The sequence below is a fragment of the Curtobacterium sp. MCLR17_039 genome (assembly GCF_003234745.1).
Classification (GTDB): Bacteria; Actinomycetota; Actinomycetes; order Actinomycetales; family Microbacteriaceae; genus Curtobacterium; species Curtobacterium flaccumfaciens.
The window spans coordinates 25228-40074 of sequence record NZ_QKTF01000014.1 but is presented as its reverse complement, the minus strand read 5'-3'; the positions used below and the strand labels follow the sequence as shown (position 1 = coordinate 40074).

Genomic DNA, 14847 nt, shown 5'->3' with positions numbered 1-14847 from the left:
TCCTGGAGAAGACCGTCTACTCGTCGCGCAGGAAGTCTGCGTACGTGGGTTCCGACTGCTCGCCCGACAGCAGGGCCGGATCGTTGATCCGACGCTCGACGTAGGCGCTGATGACCTCGGGCGGGGTGAGCACGTGGGCGACCCAGGACGGCACCGCTGCGTTCTTCATGGTGCCTCCTTCTGGGACAGGGGTCCGGACCGAATGCCTCGATCAGTGAGTTACTTGCTGACCCCGTGTTCGCTAAACCATCCTCGGGGTGCGGGCGGAAGTCAACGCAGTGCGTTCTGCGGACTCCGGTTCGCGCTGTCCCGGTCGGCACGGAGCGTGCGGTGCTTCACCGCGGAGCGCCACACCCACGCCTCGGCCTGCTGCCCGAACTGCGCCCACTCGACCAGCACGGCGTCGCGGGTCCAGCTCTTCGCGAAGGCCTTCACCCGGACGTGGAAGGTCGGGAACTGGATCCACGCCCAGACCGGCTTCGGGGTGACGGCGTGGCAGACGTCACCACCGCGGGCGTCCTCGGACAGGGAGTACGCGCGCGGACGCTCGACCTCCGGGTGTTCCGGGGGCTGCCACCGGTTCTCGCGACGCCGTCCCACGACGGTATTCGAACGTGTGTTCGAACAACAGTCAAGTCGACCGCGTCGTGTGGACGAGCACCTGGGGCCGGACGGGCGTGTCGTCGGGGCCCCGAACGGCGGGGAGCGTGTTCCGCTGGCGGGGTCCCGGGGCATAGGGTGCGGGCATGCAGAGCAGCACGGGGGTACGGGTGGTGTCGGCGGCCGCGGTGGTGGCGGCGCTGGTGGTCGGAGCGGCCGGACTGGTCGGGACGGTCTGGCTGGCGCCCTGGGACCTGCCCCGCGGGTTGCTCCTCGGCGCCACGGTCGTCGCCGGCATCGCCGCAGTCGTCGTGCTCGTCGCCGCGGTGCATGCCCGGGACCGCCGAGCGCTCACGTTCGCGGTGTCCGTGCTCGCGTTCGCGCTCGTGTCACTGGTTCCCGGACTGTTGATCGACGTGTTCCTCGTCGTCGCGCAGGCGGCGCTCGTGGCCTTCGGTGTCGTCACCGTCCGGAGTGAACCGGGTGTGCAGCGGGCCTTCGGGTGGATCGTCACGGTGGCGGCCGCGGCGTGGTTCGTCACCGCACTGCTGTCCGAGACCGTGCTCCTCACGGCGCTCCCGCAGGAGTCGCTCGGTGTGGCCATCGCGGTCCCGGGGCTGCTGCAGACCGTCGCCTACCTGGCCGCGGCGGTGCTCGTCGCGATGCCGCTGCTGCGCCCGGTGGGCCGCGGTGTCGGCGTGCTGTGGGCCTCGGCCGAGGTGCGCTGACCCGGACTCCCGCCCGCCTCAGCCTGCGCGGGCCGCCAGTCGCTCGGAGCGTCGGCGTGCCTGCTCCCCGGGGTCCGGCACCGGGGCGGCCTGGATGAGCCGTCGTGTGTACGGGTCCTGGGGCGAGCGCAGGATGGCGTCGCGCGTCCCGTGTTCGGCGACCCGGCCGCCGTGCAGCACGACGACCCGGTCGCACAGGGTGTCGACCACGGCGAGGTCGTGCGTGACGAACAGGCACGCGAACCCGAGGCGCTCCTGCAGCTCGCGGAACACGTCGAGCACGCGGGCCTGCACCGACACGTCGAGCGCGCTCGTCGGCTCGTCGGCGATCAGGAGCGCGGGGTCGAGGGCCACCGCGCGGGCGATCGCGACGCGTTGCCGTTGGCCACCGGAGAGTTCGTGCGGGTAGCGCTCGGCGTACCCGCCGTCGAGGCCGACGTCGGCGAGGAGCCGCTCGACACGCTCTTCGACCTGCACCGCCGGCAGCCGGAGGATCTGGCGGAGCGGCTCGGCGACGGTCTGCCCGACCGTGTACCGGGGGTTGAGCGACCGGAGCGGGTTCTGGAACACCACGCCGACGTGCTGGCGCATCTGCCGGCGGGCGGCTCGTCGTGCGCCGGCGACGTCGGTGCCGTCGACGACCACCGAGCCCGAGGTGATCGGCGCGAGGCCGACCGCGGCCCGCCCGATGGTGGTCTTGCCGCTGCCGGACTCCCCCACCAGGCCGACGATCTCGCCACGGCCGACGGTGAACGAGACGTCGTCGACGGCACGGAAGCGCCCGCGCAGGGCGCCGCCGTACTCGACCACGAGGTGCCGGACGTCCAGCACGGCGGCCGGGGGCTCCGTGGCGGAGCCGAGCCGGGCCTCCTGGCCGGACCCGGTGCCCATCCGCGGGACCGCAGCGAGGAGTTCCCGCGTGTAGTCGGCGGACGGTGCGGCGAAGACCGCTTCGGCGGTGCCGGTCTCGACGACGCGTCCGCGGCGCATCACGACCACGCGGTCGGCGAGGTCCGCGACGACGCCCATGTCGTGGGTGATGAGCAGGATCGCGGTGCCGGTGCGCTCGCGCAGCGCGCGGAGGACGTCGAGCACCTCGGCCTGCACCGTGACGTCGAGGGCGGTCGTCGGCTCGTCCGCGATGAGCAGGTCCGGGTCGGCGGCGAGCGCCATCGCGATCATCACGCGCTGGGCCTGCCCGCCGGAGAGTTCGTGCGGGTACTGGCCCAGGCGGCGTTCGGGTTCGGGGACCTCCACGGCGCGGAGCAGCTCGAGCGAGCGCTCCCGGACGGCGGCGCGGTCGTGCGGGCCGTCGGTGCGTCGGACGGCCTCGGCGAGCTGGAACCCGATGGTGAACACCGGGTTCAGCGCCGCGGACGGGTCCTGGAAGATCATCGACACGCTGCGGCCCCGGACCGACCGGAGGGTGCGCTCGTCGGTGCCGATGACCTCGAGGTCGCCGAGCCGGATGCTCCCCGAGGCGCGCGCACCGTCGGGGGCGATGCCCATCGCGGTCATCGCGGTCAAGCTCTTGCCGGAGCCGGACTCCCCCACGACCGCGACGACCTCACCCCGGGCGACGGTGAACGAGGCGTCGTCGACGGCGCGGACGACCTCGCCGTCGACGTCGAAGGTGACGGTGAGGTGCTCGACGGTCAGGACGTCGGTGGTGCCGCTCATGGGGTCTCCGGGGGGTCGGTGTCGTCGCGGGCAGCCTTGAAGGCCTCCCACTCCTCGAGCATCTTGCGGTGGTAGCCCTGCAGCCACTGCATGTAGTCGCGGCCGTTGAGCAGGCGCTCGCGGACCTCGGCGTCCACGTCGCCCGTGCCGGTGCGGCCGGCACCCTCGACGACGGCGAGCCCGCGGCCGATGATGTCGCGCTGCCGGTCGAGGTACTTCCGTTCGCTGGCGAGCCAGGAGCCCCAGACGTCGGCCTCGGCGCGGAAGTAGTGACTGCGCTCGCCGGGGACGATGTGGCGCTTCACGAACCCGGAGTCGACGAGCCGCCGGGTGGCCATCGACACCGACCCCGAGCTGGCGCCGAGCGCTGCCTGCAGGTCGGACGACGACGAGTGCGGTGCGCGGGTCATCATCAGGTAGCCGAGCACCCGGGCGTCGGTGAGGGGCATGCCCGCGCCGTCGTTGAGCATCAGGGCGAACTCCTCGACGAACGCCTGGCGCTCCGGTCCGAGCAGCCGGTCGTCGGTCACGAGGCCAGCCCGGCGGCCACCTCGGGTCGCTCGTCCGGGATCGACCACGGCTCCTGCGACATGCCGCCACCGCCGCGGATCGCCCGCACGGCGCCGTCCTCGTCGCGCGTGTAGGTGATGTCCTCGTCGACCGATCCGAAGCGGTTCCCGTGGGTCATCCGCAGGGTGTCGGAGTCGACGACCTCGAGCCGCGTGGGGGTGTCCATCGGTTCGGGGCCGGACGGGTCGACCTCGACGAGCCGGTCACCGATCCGGGCGACGTCGGTGACGCCCCACGGGTTGGCGAAGCGGCCGGTGAACGTGGCGGTGTCGACGTCGTCGGGCACCGGGGTCCCCGGGGCGTCGGCGTCGGCCGCTGCGTCGAGCAGGGCGATGACCGCGGTGGCGATGAGCGTGGCGGGTCCGGCGGCGGCACTCGTGAGCACGGACACGACGAGCCCGGACGCCGGGTCGAACATCGACTGGGTGATGTGGCCGGGGAACCCGCCCGAGTGGCCGCGGATCTCCCGTCCGCCGATCCGGTCGACGATGAACCCGGCGCCGTAGCCGCGGGCGGCGGGGTCGTCGGTGGCGCTCCAGGCCTTCCGCTGCGCGAGGCGCTTGGAGTGGTCGTCGAGCAGGGTGCCCTGCCCGATCACGTGCTGCGAGAAGTAGCGGACCAGGTCGGACGCGGTGCCGTGGAACCCGGTGGCGGCGGCCATCGCGCGGGTGTCGACGTGGTCGATGCGCTGCCGGTGCCTGGCGGTGTGGAAGCCGGTGTACCCGACCACGAAGTCGTCGGCGCGTGCGGGGTCCCAGTCGGGGCCGGTGTTCCGCAAGCCCAGGGGTCCGGTGATCGACTCCCGTACGAAGTCGTTGTACGACTGCCCGGACACCGCGGCGATGACCAGGCCGAGCAGGGAGTAGCCGAGGTTCGAGTAGTTGAACGACGAGCCGGTCGGCACCTTCTGGCCCCGGTCGAGCACGAGCGCCAGGAGTTCCTGCTCGTCGGGGAACGGGCGGAGCAGGGACCAGTAGTCGCCGTCGTGCCCGTCGCGGATGACGCCGGCACCCATCTCCATGAGCTCGCGCAGGGTGGCGTCGGCGAGTGGGGAGCCGCCGTCGACCAGTGCCGGGACGTACGTGCCGACGGTGTCGTCGAGCCGGAGCGACCCGCGCTCGGCGAGCTGCAGCAGGGCCGTCGCGGTGAAGGTCTTCGAGTGCGAGGCGATGCGGAACAGGTCGGTGGTGGTCAGGCGGCGCCCGGCCTCGACGTCGGCGTAGCCCCAGGCCTCGTCGAACAGGACCTCGCCGCCGTACCCGACGGCGACCTGCACGCCGGGCACCCGCAGCTGCCACACCTTGTACGACACCCACTCACGGATGTAGGGCAGGGTCTTCCGGTACGCGGAGAGGGTGTCGGTCACGGTGGTCCTTTCGAGAACGGTTCTGCAGCGAGTCTGGCGCGTCGGTCGCGGCGATGTCCGCCGCGACGCGGTCGACGGCCGTCAGCGCCGACGCGGGTCGAGTGCGGCCCGCAGCGTGTCGCCGAGCGCGATGACGGCGAGCACGGTCACGGCGAGGAACGCCGCCGGGGCGATGAGCATGTGCGGGGCCCGGAGGAACTGCGACGTCGCCGCCGACAGCTGCAGCCCCCACGAGATCGCCGGACGCTCCAGCCCGATGCCGAGGTAGGTCAGCGACGACTCGGACACGATGACCCCGCCGACCGTGATGGTGGCGAGCACGAGCAGCGGCGAGATCGACGACGGCAGCACGTACCGGGTGGTGATCCGCCACGTCGACAACCCCATCGTCCGGGCGGCGAGCACGAACTCGGCGCCCCGGACGCTGCGGACGCTCGACCGCACGAGCCGGGCCATCGTCGGCCACCCGAACAGGGCGAGCACGAGCGACACGGTGAGCACCGACCGCTCCCCCACGCTGTTCAGCACGACGACGGCGCCGAGCAGGAACGGGAACCCGAGGAACACGTCGGTGAGCCGGGCGAGGACGGCGTCCACCCACCCGCCGACCATGCCCGCGACGGTCCCGACGACGACCGCGGCCATGCCGGCGAGCAGGGTCGTGAGCACCGCGACGGCGATCGACGACCGGGTGCCCCAGACGACGTTCGCGTACACGTCGCAGCCCTGCAGGTCGAAGCCGAACGGGTGCCCGGCGGTCGGTGACGCCCCGCTCCGGCCGAGGTCGCACACCCGGGGGTCGCCGTGGCCGAACAGGCCGGCGAACAGCTGCGGGAACGCCGCGATGAGCAGGACCACCACGAGCACCGACGCGGGCACCCAGAACCCCGGCGTCCGTGCGGCGGCGAGCAGTGGCCGGCGCCGGACCCCGACGACGGGTTCGACGGTGGCGCCGAGGGCTTCGGTGGTCATCGGGAGGCTCCTGTCCGGACGCGCGGGTCGAGGGCGGCGTGCAGCAGGTCGACGAGCACGCTCGTGACGAGGAACACCAGGATGAGGGCGGTCGAGATGCCGACGACGACGGCACCCTCGTGCGAGCGGATGCCCTGGAACAGCAGGTTCCCGACGCCCGGCAGGTTGAAGATGCCCTCGATGATGACGGTGCCGCCCATCAGGTACCCGAGGTCGGTCGCCAGGTAGGTGGCGGTGGGGATGAGCGAGTTCCGCAGCACGTGCACGCCGACGATCCGGCCCGGCGCGAGCCCCTTGGCGCGGGCTGTCCGCACGTAGTCGGCGTCGAGTGTCTCGATCATCGAGGTCCGGGTGAGCCGGGACACCGCGGCCAGGCCGAACAGGGCGATCACGAACGCCGGCAGGACGTACGCGGTCGGCCACCCGGCGGCGACGCCCGCGACCGGGAACCAGTGCAGCCGCACCGAGAACACCAGCTGCAGGGCCACACCGAGCACGAACACCGGGACCGCGCCGACGACGATGGTGCCGACGAGGACCGTCTTGTCCAGCACGGTGCCGCGCCTGAGTGCCGAGACCACGCCGAGCCCGATGCCGAGGACGATCTCGAGCGCCCAGGCGCTCAGCGCCAGCGTGATCGTCACGGGCCACCGCGAGGCCATCTGCTCGCCCACGGACTGCCCGTTGAAGTCGGTGCCGAAGTCACCCCGGAACAGGCCGCCCAGGTACTGCACGTACTGCAGCCACAGCGGCTGGTCCAGGTGGTACTCGGCCCGCAGCGCCCGCACGACCGAGTCGGTGAGGGGGCGCTCGCCGCCGAGCGCCTTGATCGGGTCGCCGGGCAGCGCGAACGTCATCGCGTAGATCAGGAAGGTCACCCCGAGGAACACGATGACCAGGCCGCCGAGTCGGCGACCGACGGCGAGCGTCGGACGCATCACGCGCCTCCCGACACGGCCGCCGACACCGGACGGGAGGCGCGGGTCGGGTCCGCCACGTGCGCCGCGCAGGCGAGGATCGCCCCGTACTGCACGCCCACGAGCTTCCCCACCGGGATCGGCTGCGCACCCGCCGACGCGTCCGCCTGCCAGTGCGCGTACCGCTCGGCCAGGCGGTCGCGGAGCCGCCGGAGCGGCGCGGATGCCGTGCCGGCGGTCGTCTCCGCCTCGACGGCGCGCAGGAGCATGCCGCCGTAGCGCAGGCGGAAGCAGCGGACGAGGTCCTCGCAGCCGAAGCGCTCCGCGACGGTGGCCGTCCGGTCGGCCGGTTCCCGCTCGGCCCGGCGGCGGTCGGTGTCCGCGATCCCGGCGAGCATCGGGACGAACGCCCGGGAGGCCTCGACGAACGGGGACGGGATCGAGAGCATCGGCGACGCCTCGTCGAGGAACGCCTGCAGCTCCGCACCCGAGGCGCCGAGGTCGTCCGCGCACCGACGCAGCAGGTCGGCGTACGACTCGTCGGTCGGGGTCGGGTCGTCGGCGTCGGGGTGGCTCCAGTACGGCAGCTCGGCCACCATGCAGAGGGCGCCGTGGCGCATCGCCCACGCCGCACTCGATGCGCCGTGGATGTGCTCGCCGGGGTCGACGCCGAGCTCCTCGAGGTAGGCGTACGCCGTCTCGATGCCGTCCATCGCGAACACCGCCGGGGCGAGCTCCCGCAGGTACGGGGACTCCGGCTCCCCGGTGTCGAGCGGCAGCCCGAGTGCGGCCGGCACCGCGTGCAGGGTGTCGACGACGTCGGGCAGGTCCTCGGACAGGTAGTAGTAGACGCCGCCCATCTCGCCGTTGTGCAGGCTCACGAGCAGGTCCGGCTCGGTGTCGTCGATGAGCCGCATGAACGCGAGCGTCTCGGGCAGCACCTGGTCGAAGTACACCGACTTGTAGCTGTTCGGGAACGTCCACTCGACCTGGCTGTCCGGCGCGGGCCGGTAGAAGTGCCGCGAGTAGAAGACCCGGTCGTGCGGGTCGTGGAACCACGCCTCGTTGAGCCGCATGCCGTCCGGATCGATCGTCGGGACGATGTGCCAGGTGACGTCGAGCCCGGCCACCCGCTCGTCGCCGAGGGCCGTCTCGGCGAGGTGCAGCGCCGTCCACGAACCGATCGGCTCGTTCGGGTGCACCCCGCCGACCACGACGGCCGCGTGCGACCCGGTGCCGATGCGGTAGCTGTGCAGGGGTTCGCCGAGGCGGCTCGTGCCGATCCGGGTGACCGTGACCCGGTCCGGGTGCGCCGCGGCGAGCGCGGCGAACCGGGTGTGCAGGTCGTCGACGAGCGGGAAGCCGTCGCGGTCGGGGACGTCGCGGACCAGGTCGAGGACGGTGTGCTGCTCCATGCCCGCCCTACTTCACGGCGATCTGCGCGATCACGGGGCTGCCCGCCACCGCCGGCAGCTTCGCGATCTTGTCACTCGTGACGTACGAGTACTTGTCGAAGAAGGTCGGGACGATCGGGAAGTCCTCGAGGACCGCCTCCTGCGTCTTCGTGTAGTACCCGTTCGCCTCGTCCTGCGACCCCGCGGAGTCGGCCTTCGCGAGCAGCGAGTCGACGTCGTCGGACTGGTAGTAGCCGGTGCACGGGGAGCAGCCGCCGGCCGTGGTGAACAGCGCGCGGAGCGTGTTCTGCTGGCTGATGTACAGCGCGCCCCAGTGGCCGAAGTGCGGGCCGGCGACGGTCTTGTCCGTGAGCTCCGAGTAGTAGGACGCCCAGTCGGTGGTGGCCTTCGCCTCGGCGTCGACGCCCAGGTTCTGCCGGATCTGGTTGGCGTACGCCTCGTACAGGGAGTCGAGGCCGGTGCCGCCCGGGTAGACGAGCGTCATGGTGCCGTCGAACCCGCCGGCGCTGGCGAGGAGCTTCTTCGCCGCTGCCGGGTCGAACTCGCAGGCGTCGCCGCAGATGCCCTCCTCGGTGCCGGACATCGACGGTGGGGTCAGCGCGGTGGCCGGGTCGTACAGGCCGCCGTAGATCGCTTCGTTGACCTCGTCACGGTCGATCGACATCGAGATCGCGCGGCGCACGTCGGGGTCGGAGTACCGGTCGTCCCACAGCGGGAACCCGAGGTAGTCGATGCCGGGGGCGTCGAAGGAGTGCAGGCGGTCGCCGAAGTCGGCCTTCGCGCTCGTCATCTTGTCGGTCGGCAGGAACAGCACGTCGGCGTTGCCGGCCAGGACGTCGGTGTACGCGGTGTTCATGTCGGAGTAGCTGCGGAAGGTCACCTCGTCGGTGGCGGGCTTCGTGCCCTCGTAGTCCTTCCAGGCCGTGACGGTGAACTCCTGGTCCGCCTTCCACGCCTTCGTCATCTCGTACGGGCCGTTGCCGATCGGCTTCTTGTCGTACGCCTTCAGGTCGTCGTACGCGGCCTCGGGCATCGGGTAAAACGCCGTCTGGGCCTGGCTGAGCTGCAGGGGGAACTGGCTGTCCGCGTGGGTGAGCGTGACCGTGAAGGTGTCCTTGCCGGTGACCTTGAGTCCCGACATCTCCTTGGTCTTCGGGGTGCCCTTCGCCGGGTTGAGGTCGGTGTACCCGACGATCCCGGCGAGCTGACCGCTGTTCTCCCACGCGTTCGGGCCGTAGGCGACGTGGTTCCACGCCTTCACGTAGCTCTCCGGCGTGACGGCCTCGCCGTTCTGGAACGTCCAGCCGTCTCGCAACGTGATCGTCCAGGTGGTGGCGTCGTCGCTCTCGACGCTCTTCGCCGCGACGTCGTGCAGGTCACCGTCGGCGTCGGTCTGGGTCAGCGGCGCGAAGACGCTCATCACCTGGTCGAAGGCCACGGTCTGCCGTCCCGGGGTCAGGTGGTCGGGCTCGCCGGTCGCGTAGACCAGGCTCGAGGGAGCGTCGTCGTCGGCCGCGCCGCCCGCCGAACAGCCGGTCGCCACCAGTGCCAAGGTTGCCGCCGCGGCCAGCGCGGCGATCGTCCTGCGTCGCATGATCTCTCCTCGATCGGGTGCGGCCGGATCCCTGCCCGGTCGTCGTGGTGGGAAAGCTAGGACGGTTCGAATCCCGACCACAAGACTTCTTTCAATGCGCTCTGAGAGTTTTACCGCGCAGAAACACTGACGAAACGACACCCGTCGCGCGACCGGGCCCGTTGTGCCACGCTCGGAACATGCGCCACACACCGCACTTCCTGATGACCGACGTCGACGAGGTCCGACGCCTCATCACCGGGAACCCGTGGGCGACGATCGTGTCCCACACCGCGGCCGGGCTGGTCGCCTCGCACTACCCGGTGCTGCTCGAGGCCCCCGACCCCGACGACGACCCGGACGCCCTCGTCCTGGTGTCCCACGTCGGCCGTCCCGACGAGGTCGCGCACGAACTCGGACGGCACGAGGTCCTCGTCGTGTTCCAGGGCCCGCACGGCTACGTCTCCCCCGCCTGGTACCCGCCGGAGCAGTTCGTGCCCACCTGGAACCACGTCACCGCCCACGTCTGGGGTACCCCCGAGATCCTGTCCGACGACGAGAACTTCCGGGTCCTCGGCGAACTCGTCGACCACTTCGAGCACGTCATGCCCTCGCCCGTGTCGTTGCAGATCGACGAGGAGACCGCCCGCCGGATGGCCAAGGGCACCGTCGGCATCCGGATCCGCGTCACCCGGTTCGACGCCCGCGCCAAGCTGTCGCAGAACAAGGCTCCCGAGGTGATCGACCGCATCGTCGCCGGGCTGCGGGGCGACGGCCCCTACGCGTCGCCGGCGCTCGCCGACGAAATGGAGCGAGCGCACGCTGCGCGCGTCGACGACCTGGAGGAACGGTGAGCGAGATCCTGCTGCGCGCCGTCCGGCGGGTGGGCACCTCCGGGGCCCCTGCCGCCGTCCGCGTCGTCGACGGCCGGGTCACCGAGATCGCGCCGGCCGGCACGCTCGACCCCACGAGCGTCGACACCGACGTGGTCGAGGCCGTCGGCGCCTGGCTCGGCCCGGGGCTCCGCGACCACCACACGCACTTCGACCAGTGGGCACTCGTCCGCCGCCGTGTCGACGTGACCGGCTGCGACTCCGCCGAGGCGACCGCCGACCTGCTCGCCGCCGTCGCGCGGGCGGGCGTGACGGACCGCGTCCTGGTCGGACACGGCTACCGCGACGGGATGTGGCCGCGCCCGGCACGACGCGAGCTGCTCGACCGTGCCGCACCGGGCCTCCCGGTCGTCGTGATCAGCGCGGACCTGCACGCGGTGTGGTGCAACGCGCTCGCGCTCGCGCACTTCTCGGCTGCTGTCGGCCGCCCGCTCGAGGCGGGCGAGGACGGGGTCCTGCGCGAGCAGGACGCGTTCGACGTGACCGGTGCGCTGTCGCAGGTGCCGGACGACCTGCTCGACGCCTACGTGGCGGACGCTGCCGAGGCCGCGGCGGCCCGCGGGGTGACGGGCGTGGTCGACCTCGAGATGCGCTTCGGGCTCGACCGCTGGCGCCGCCGGATCCACGCCGGCACCGACGCGATCCGGGTCGCGTCCGGGGTGTACCCGGCCGAGCTCGACGAGGCCATCGCCCGGGGTCTGCGCACCGGCGACGTGGTCGAGGGCACGCGGGGCCTGCTCACGATGGGGCCGTTCAAGGTGGTCACGGACGGGTCGCTCGGCACCCGGACCGCCGCCATGACCGACGGCTCCGGCGTGCTCGCCTGGCCGTTCGAGGAGCTCGTCGCGATCACCCGCCGTGCCGTCGACGCCGGACTCGTCCCCGCGATCCACGCGATCGGCGACCGTGCGAACACCCTGGCGCTCGACGTCTTCGAGACCGTCGGGGCCCGCGGCACGATCGAGCACGCGCAGTTGCTCGTCGACACCGACGTCGACCGGTTCGCCCGGCTCGGGGTCGCCGCGTCCGTGCAGCCCGAACACGCCATGGACGACCGGGACATCGCCGACCGGCACTGGGCCGGGCACACCGACCGGGCCTTCGCCTTCGCCTCGCTCGCCCGGGCCGGAGCGCGCCTGCTGCTCGGGTCGGATGCTCCGGTGGCGCCGCTCGACCCGTGGGTGTCGATGGCGGCAGCCGTCGGGCGGGACCGCGACGGGCGGGACCCGTGGCACCCGGCCGAACGGCTCTCGGCGCTCGTCGCCTGGCAGGGGTCGACCGACGGGCGGGTCGGGGTGTCCGTCGGCGACGTGGCGGACCTGGTGCTCGTCGAGTCCGATCCGCTCGCCGCGTCGTCGTCCGCCGCACTGCGCGGCATGCGGGTGCTCGGGACGGCCGTGGCCGGGCGGTTCACGTACCGGGAGCTGTGACCAGGAGGGCGGGCGGCTGCGTCTGTGCCCCGTGGGCTACTTCTGGTCCTTCGGGCACCAGTAGAGCTTCCGGCCGGCCATGTCGGCCATCCGGATCTCGGTGCCGCACACCCGGCACGGCTCGCCCTGACGGTGGTACACCCAGTGGCGGTCCTTGCGGGAGCGCAGGGCCTTCTTGTGGTCGGCCTCGGACAGGTCGTCCATCGTCATCATCAGGCCGTCGCGGACGCCGTCGTGCAACAGCTTCGACCAGTCGGCCCAGAGCGCCTTGGCCTGCTTGACCGTGATCTTCTTGCCCGGCTTGTACGGGTCGATGCGCTGCCGGAACAGCAGCTCCGCGCGGTAGATGTTGCCGATGCCGGCCACGACGGACTGGTCCATGAGCAGCTGCCCGATCGCGACGTTCCGACGGCGGACGTTGTCGACGAAGGTCTTCTCGGCCTCGGGCCCGTCGTCGTTCATCGGGTCGGGGCCGAGCTTGTCGAGCGCGCGCTGCACCTCGGCCGGGGTCTCCACCACGCACGCCGTCGGGCCGCGCAGGTCGGCGACGGTGTCCTCGGTGAGGATCCGCACCCGGACCTGGCCCACCGGGTCCGGCGGGAAGGACTCGATCGGGTCCTCCGCCTTCTCCTGCTCGGCCATCCGGTAGCGGGCGAGCCGCGGTGCGCCGATCGAGCTGAGCGACTCTTCGCGGTCGTCGTCGTCGGACAGCGCCTCGGCGGTGGAGATCACGCCCGCGAAGTCCCACGCCCCGTACAGCCCGAGGTGGACGCGGAGGAACAGGTCGCCCTCGAACTCCAGGAACATCTGCTTCGCCACCGCACGCGCGGCGATCATGCGCTTGCCGTCGAGCTGTGCGGCCCCGGCGGCGAAGCGCCCCTGGGGGCTCGACACCTCGCAGCGCTTGCCGACGAAGTGCCGGGTGAACTGGTTGGCGATGCGGTGGACGGAGTGACCCTCGGGCATGACTACCGTTCTACCCGGTACCCCTGACGGGCCGGACTACGCGTCGATCTGGCGGCCGGCGATCAGCCCGGTGGTCTCGTACTCGGCGAGCTGGGCGATGCGGCGGGCGTGGCGCTCCTCGCCGGAGAACGGCTCGGCGATGAACAGGTCGACGAACCGGATCGCCTCGTCCTCGGTGTGCTGGCGTGCGCCGATGGAGATGACGTTGGCGTCGTTGTGCTGACGGGCGAGCAGCGCGGTCGACTCGTTCCACACGAGCGCGGCACGGATGCCCTCGACCTTGTTGGCGGCGATCTGCTCACCGTTGCCGGAACCACCGAAGACGACACCGAGCGCCTGGACGCCGGCGCGCTGGTCCTGCACCACGGCGTGCGCGGCGTTGATGCAGAACGAGGGGTAGTCGTCGAGCGCGTCGTACTCGGTCGGACCGTGGTCCACCACCTCGTGCCCGGCTTCGGTCAGGTGGGTTGCGAGGGTCTTGTTGAACTCGAGGCCGGCGTGGTCCGTTCCGAGGTGGATGCGCATGGAACCGATCATATTCCTGCGGCTCCGGGGCCCGGACCACCACGGACTACGGCGCGCGGACCACCACGACGAGGTACCGGGTGGGGTCCTCGCCCGGGTTGCGGTAGACGACGTCGGCGGGGTCGCCGAGCTCGATCCGGTCCCCCGCGGCCAGGCGCGTCGGCTCGCCGCCGACGACGGCCTCGAGCACGCCGTCGACGACCCAGATGCAGTGCCGCAGGAACGCGTAGGCGGACGCCGGGTAGGCCACCTCGCGGCCGGCCGGGAGGCGCACCTCGGTGACGTCGGCGGGGAACGCCGCGCTCGAGACCGGACGGCGGCGGTACCCGGTGTCGGGATCGGTCCAGGAATCGGCGGTCGCGCCGCGCTGGACCCCGCGCGCCTCGTCGGGGTCCGTCACCCTGGGCACCTCGTGCTCCAGGGCATCGTCGAGGAGCTGCGAGATCGTCAGGCCGAAGGCACCGGACAGACGACCGAGGATCGTCGCGGTGGGGCTGGAGACCCCGCGCTCGACGCGGTTGATCATCGCGCGGGAGACGCCGGACTCCTCGGCGAGCTCGGTGAGGCTCCACTTCCGCTCGGTGCGGAGCCGCTGGAGGCGTTCACCGAGCGCCCGCTGCTCGGCGACCGAGGTGTCGTCGGCGCCGGTTGCGGGATCGAGATGCTCGTCGTCTACGATGTGAGACATGACGACAGCATATGCGACGAACGGGGTCGTGATCCGCGACTGCACCCCGACCGACCTCGACGTCGTGCACGCCCTGCACGTCGACGCCGTCCTGCACTCCACCGCCATCTGGCAGGACACCCCGCACCCGCGTGCGTACTTCGACGGGTGGCTCGCCGAGCGGCAGGGAGGCGGGTACCCGGTGGTCGTCGCCGAGGTCGACGGCACCGTGGCCGGGTACGCCACGTACTCCCAGTGGCGGCCGCACCAGGGGTACCGGCTGACCGTCGAGCACAGCGTCTACGTGGTCGAGACGTTCCGCGGCCGGGGCATCGCGACGACCCTGATGGCCGAGTTGGTCGCGCGCGCGACCGCCGAGGGCCGGCACGTCATGATGGCCGGGATCTGCAGCACCAACACCGGGTCGATCGCCCTGCACGAACGCCTGGGGTTCACCACGGTCGCGGTCGTCCCCGAGGTCGGACGCAAGTTCGACCGCTGGCTCGACCTGACGATGATGCGGCTGCCGCTCGTCTGACCGCCGC

The 14847-nt window shown here is 72.0% G+C and carries 16 protein-coding genes; 4 read left to right on the top strand and 12 right to left on the bottom strand.

Annotated elements, in window-relative coordinates:
• Positions 1-16: 16 nt before the first annotated feature.
• Together DEJ00_RS18605 and DEJ00_RS14810 are read right to left on the bottom strand one after the other, a co-directional pair.
• Positions 17-169 carry a hypothetical protein gene (locus tag DEJ00_RS18605; RefSeq protein ID WP_017886018.1) on the bottom strand — a complete coding sequence of 51 codons (153 nt, stop codon included), beginning with the start codon at positions 167-169 and terminating at the stop codon, positions 17-19.
• A gap of 101 nt (positions 170-270) precedes the next feature.
• The gene (locus tag DEJ00_RS14810) at positions 271-600 is read right to left on the bottom strand and encodes a hypothetical protein (protein WP_035807629.1); all 330 of its coding nucleotides are present in this window, start codon (positions 598-600) and stop codon (positions 271-273) included.
• Between the two features lie 146 nt (positions 601-746).
• On the opposite strand from DEJ00_RS14810, the gene DEJ00_RS14805 reads away from it, so the two are divergent.
• A complete protein-coding gene (locus DEJ00_RS14805; protein ID WP_146247988.1) occupies positions 747-1328 on the top strand; it encodes a hypothetical protein in 582 nt (193 codons plus the stop codon).
• 18 nt (positions 1329-1346) lie between these two features.
• On the opposite strand, the gene DEJ00_RS14800 is transcribed toward DEJ00_RS14805, so the two are convergent.
• The 7 genes from DEJ00_RS14800 to DEJ00_RS14770 form a co-directional block, all read right to left on the bottom strand.
• Positions 1347-3008, bottom strand: a complete 1662-nt coding sequence (locus DEJ00_RS14800; protein WP_111057879.1) for an ABC transporter ATP-binding protein — start codon at positions 3006-3008, stop codon at positions 1347-1349.
• On the bottom strand, positions 3005-3538 hold the full coding sequence (locus DEJ00_RS14795) for a GbsR/MarR family transcriptional regulator (protein WP_231495614.1): 534 nt from the start codon (positions 3536-3538) through the stop codon (positions 3005-3007). Before DEJ00_RS14795 ends, DEJ00_RS14800 begins: the two co-directional genes overlap by 4 nt.
• Entirely contained in the window at positions 3535-4944 is a 1410-nt protein-coding gene (locus DEJ00_RS14790; RefSeq protein WP_258373701.1) for a serine hydrolase, read from the bottom strand. Before DEJ00_RS14790 ends, DEJ00_RS14795 begins: the two co-directional genes overlap by 4 nt.
• Positions 4945-5025: 81 nt before the next feature.
• Positions 5026-5916 (bottom strand): ABC transporter permease, encoded by an 891-nt coding sequence (locus tag DEJ00_RS14785; RefSeq protein WP_111057878.1) that lies wholly within the window; start codon positions 5914-5916, stop codon positions 5026-5028.
• Positions 5913-6854, bottom strand: a complete 942-nt coding sequence (locus tag DEJ00_RS14780; RefSeq protein ID WP_071405528.1) for an ABC transporter permease — start codon at positions 6852-6854, stop codon at positions 5913-5915. Before DEJ00_RS14780 ends, DEJ00_RS14785 begins: the two co-directional genes overlap by 4 nt.
• Positions 6854-8248, bottom strand: coding sequence for a M14 family zinc carboxypeptidase (locus DEJ00_RS14775; protein ID WP_111057877.1), 1395 nt, complete (start codon positions 8246-8248; stop codon positions 6854-6856). Before DEJ00_RS14775 ends, DEJ00_RS14780 begins: the two co-directional genes overlap by 1 nt.
• Positions 8249-8255: 7 nt before the next feature.
• On the bottom strand, positions 8256-9842 hold the full coding sequence (locus DEJ00_RS14770; protein WP_258373700.1) for an ABC transporter substrate-binding protein: 1587 nt from the start codon (positions 9840-9842) through the stop codon (positions 8256-8258).
• Between the two features lie 179 nt (positions 9843-10021).
• Here DEJ00_RS14770 and DEJ00_RS14765 point away from each other — a divergent pair, with 179 nt between their 5' ends.
• Both DEJ00_RS14765 and DEJ00_RS14760 read left to right on the top strand, forming a co-directional pair.
• Positions 10022-10675: an FMN-binding negative transcriptional regulator gene (locus tag DEJ00_RS14765; RefSeq protein WP_111057876.1), complete on the top strand. Its 654-nt coding sequence runs from the start codon at positions 10022-10024 to the stop codon at positions 10673-10675.
• Entirely contained in the window at positions 10672-12144 is a 1473-nt protein-coding gene (locus DEJ00_RS14760) for an amidohydrolase (RefSeq protein WP_111057875.1), read from the top strand. Before DEJ00_RS14765 ends, DEJ00_RS14760 begins: the two co-directional genes overlap by 4 nt.
• A 36-nt stretch (positions 12145-12180) precedes the next feature.
• On the opposite strand, the gene DEJ00_RS14755 is transcribed toward DEJ00_RS14760, so the two are convergent.
• The 3 genes from DEJ00_RS14755 to DEJ00_RS14745 are packed head-to-tail and all read right to left on the bottom strand — an operon-like array spanning position 12181 to position 14323.
• A complete protein-coding gene (locus DEJ00_RS14755; protein ID WP_071246661.1) occupies positions 12181-13110 on the bottom strand; it encodes an Fpg/Nei family DNA glycosylase in 930 nt (309 codons plus the stop codon).
• 36 nt (positions 13111-13146) lie between these two features.
• Entirely contained in the window at positions 13147-13635 is a 489-nt protein-coding gene (locus DEJ00_RS14750; protein ID WP_027464669.1) for a ribose-5-phosphate isomerase, read from the bottom strand.
• A 46-nt stretch (positions 13636-13681) separates the two neighbouring features.
• Positions 13682-14323, bottom strand: coding sequence for an XRE family transcriptional regulator (locus tag DEJ00_RS14745; RefSeq protein WP_111057874.1), 642 nt, complete (start codon positions 14321-14323; stop codon positions 13682-13684).
• Here DEJ00_RS14745 and DEJ00_RS14740 point away from each other — a divergent pair.
• On the top strand, positions 14322-14840 hold the full coding sequence (locus DEJ00_RS14740; RefSeq protein WP_111057873.1) for a GNAT family N-acetyltransferase: 519 nt from the start codon (positions 14322-14324) through the stop codon (positions 14838-14840). The two genes, DEJ00_RS14745 and DEJ00_RS14740, sit on opposite strands and share 2 nt — an antisense overlap.
• Positions 14841-14847: the final 7 nt, after the last annotated feature.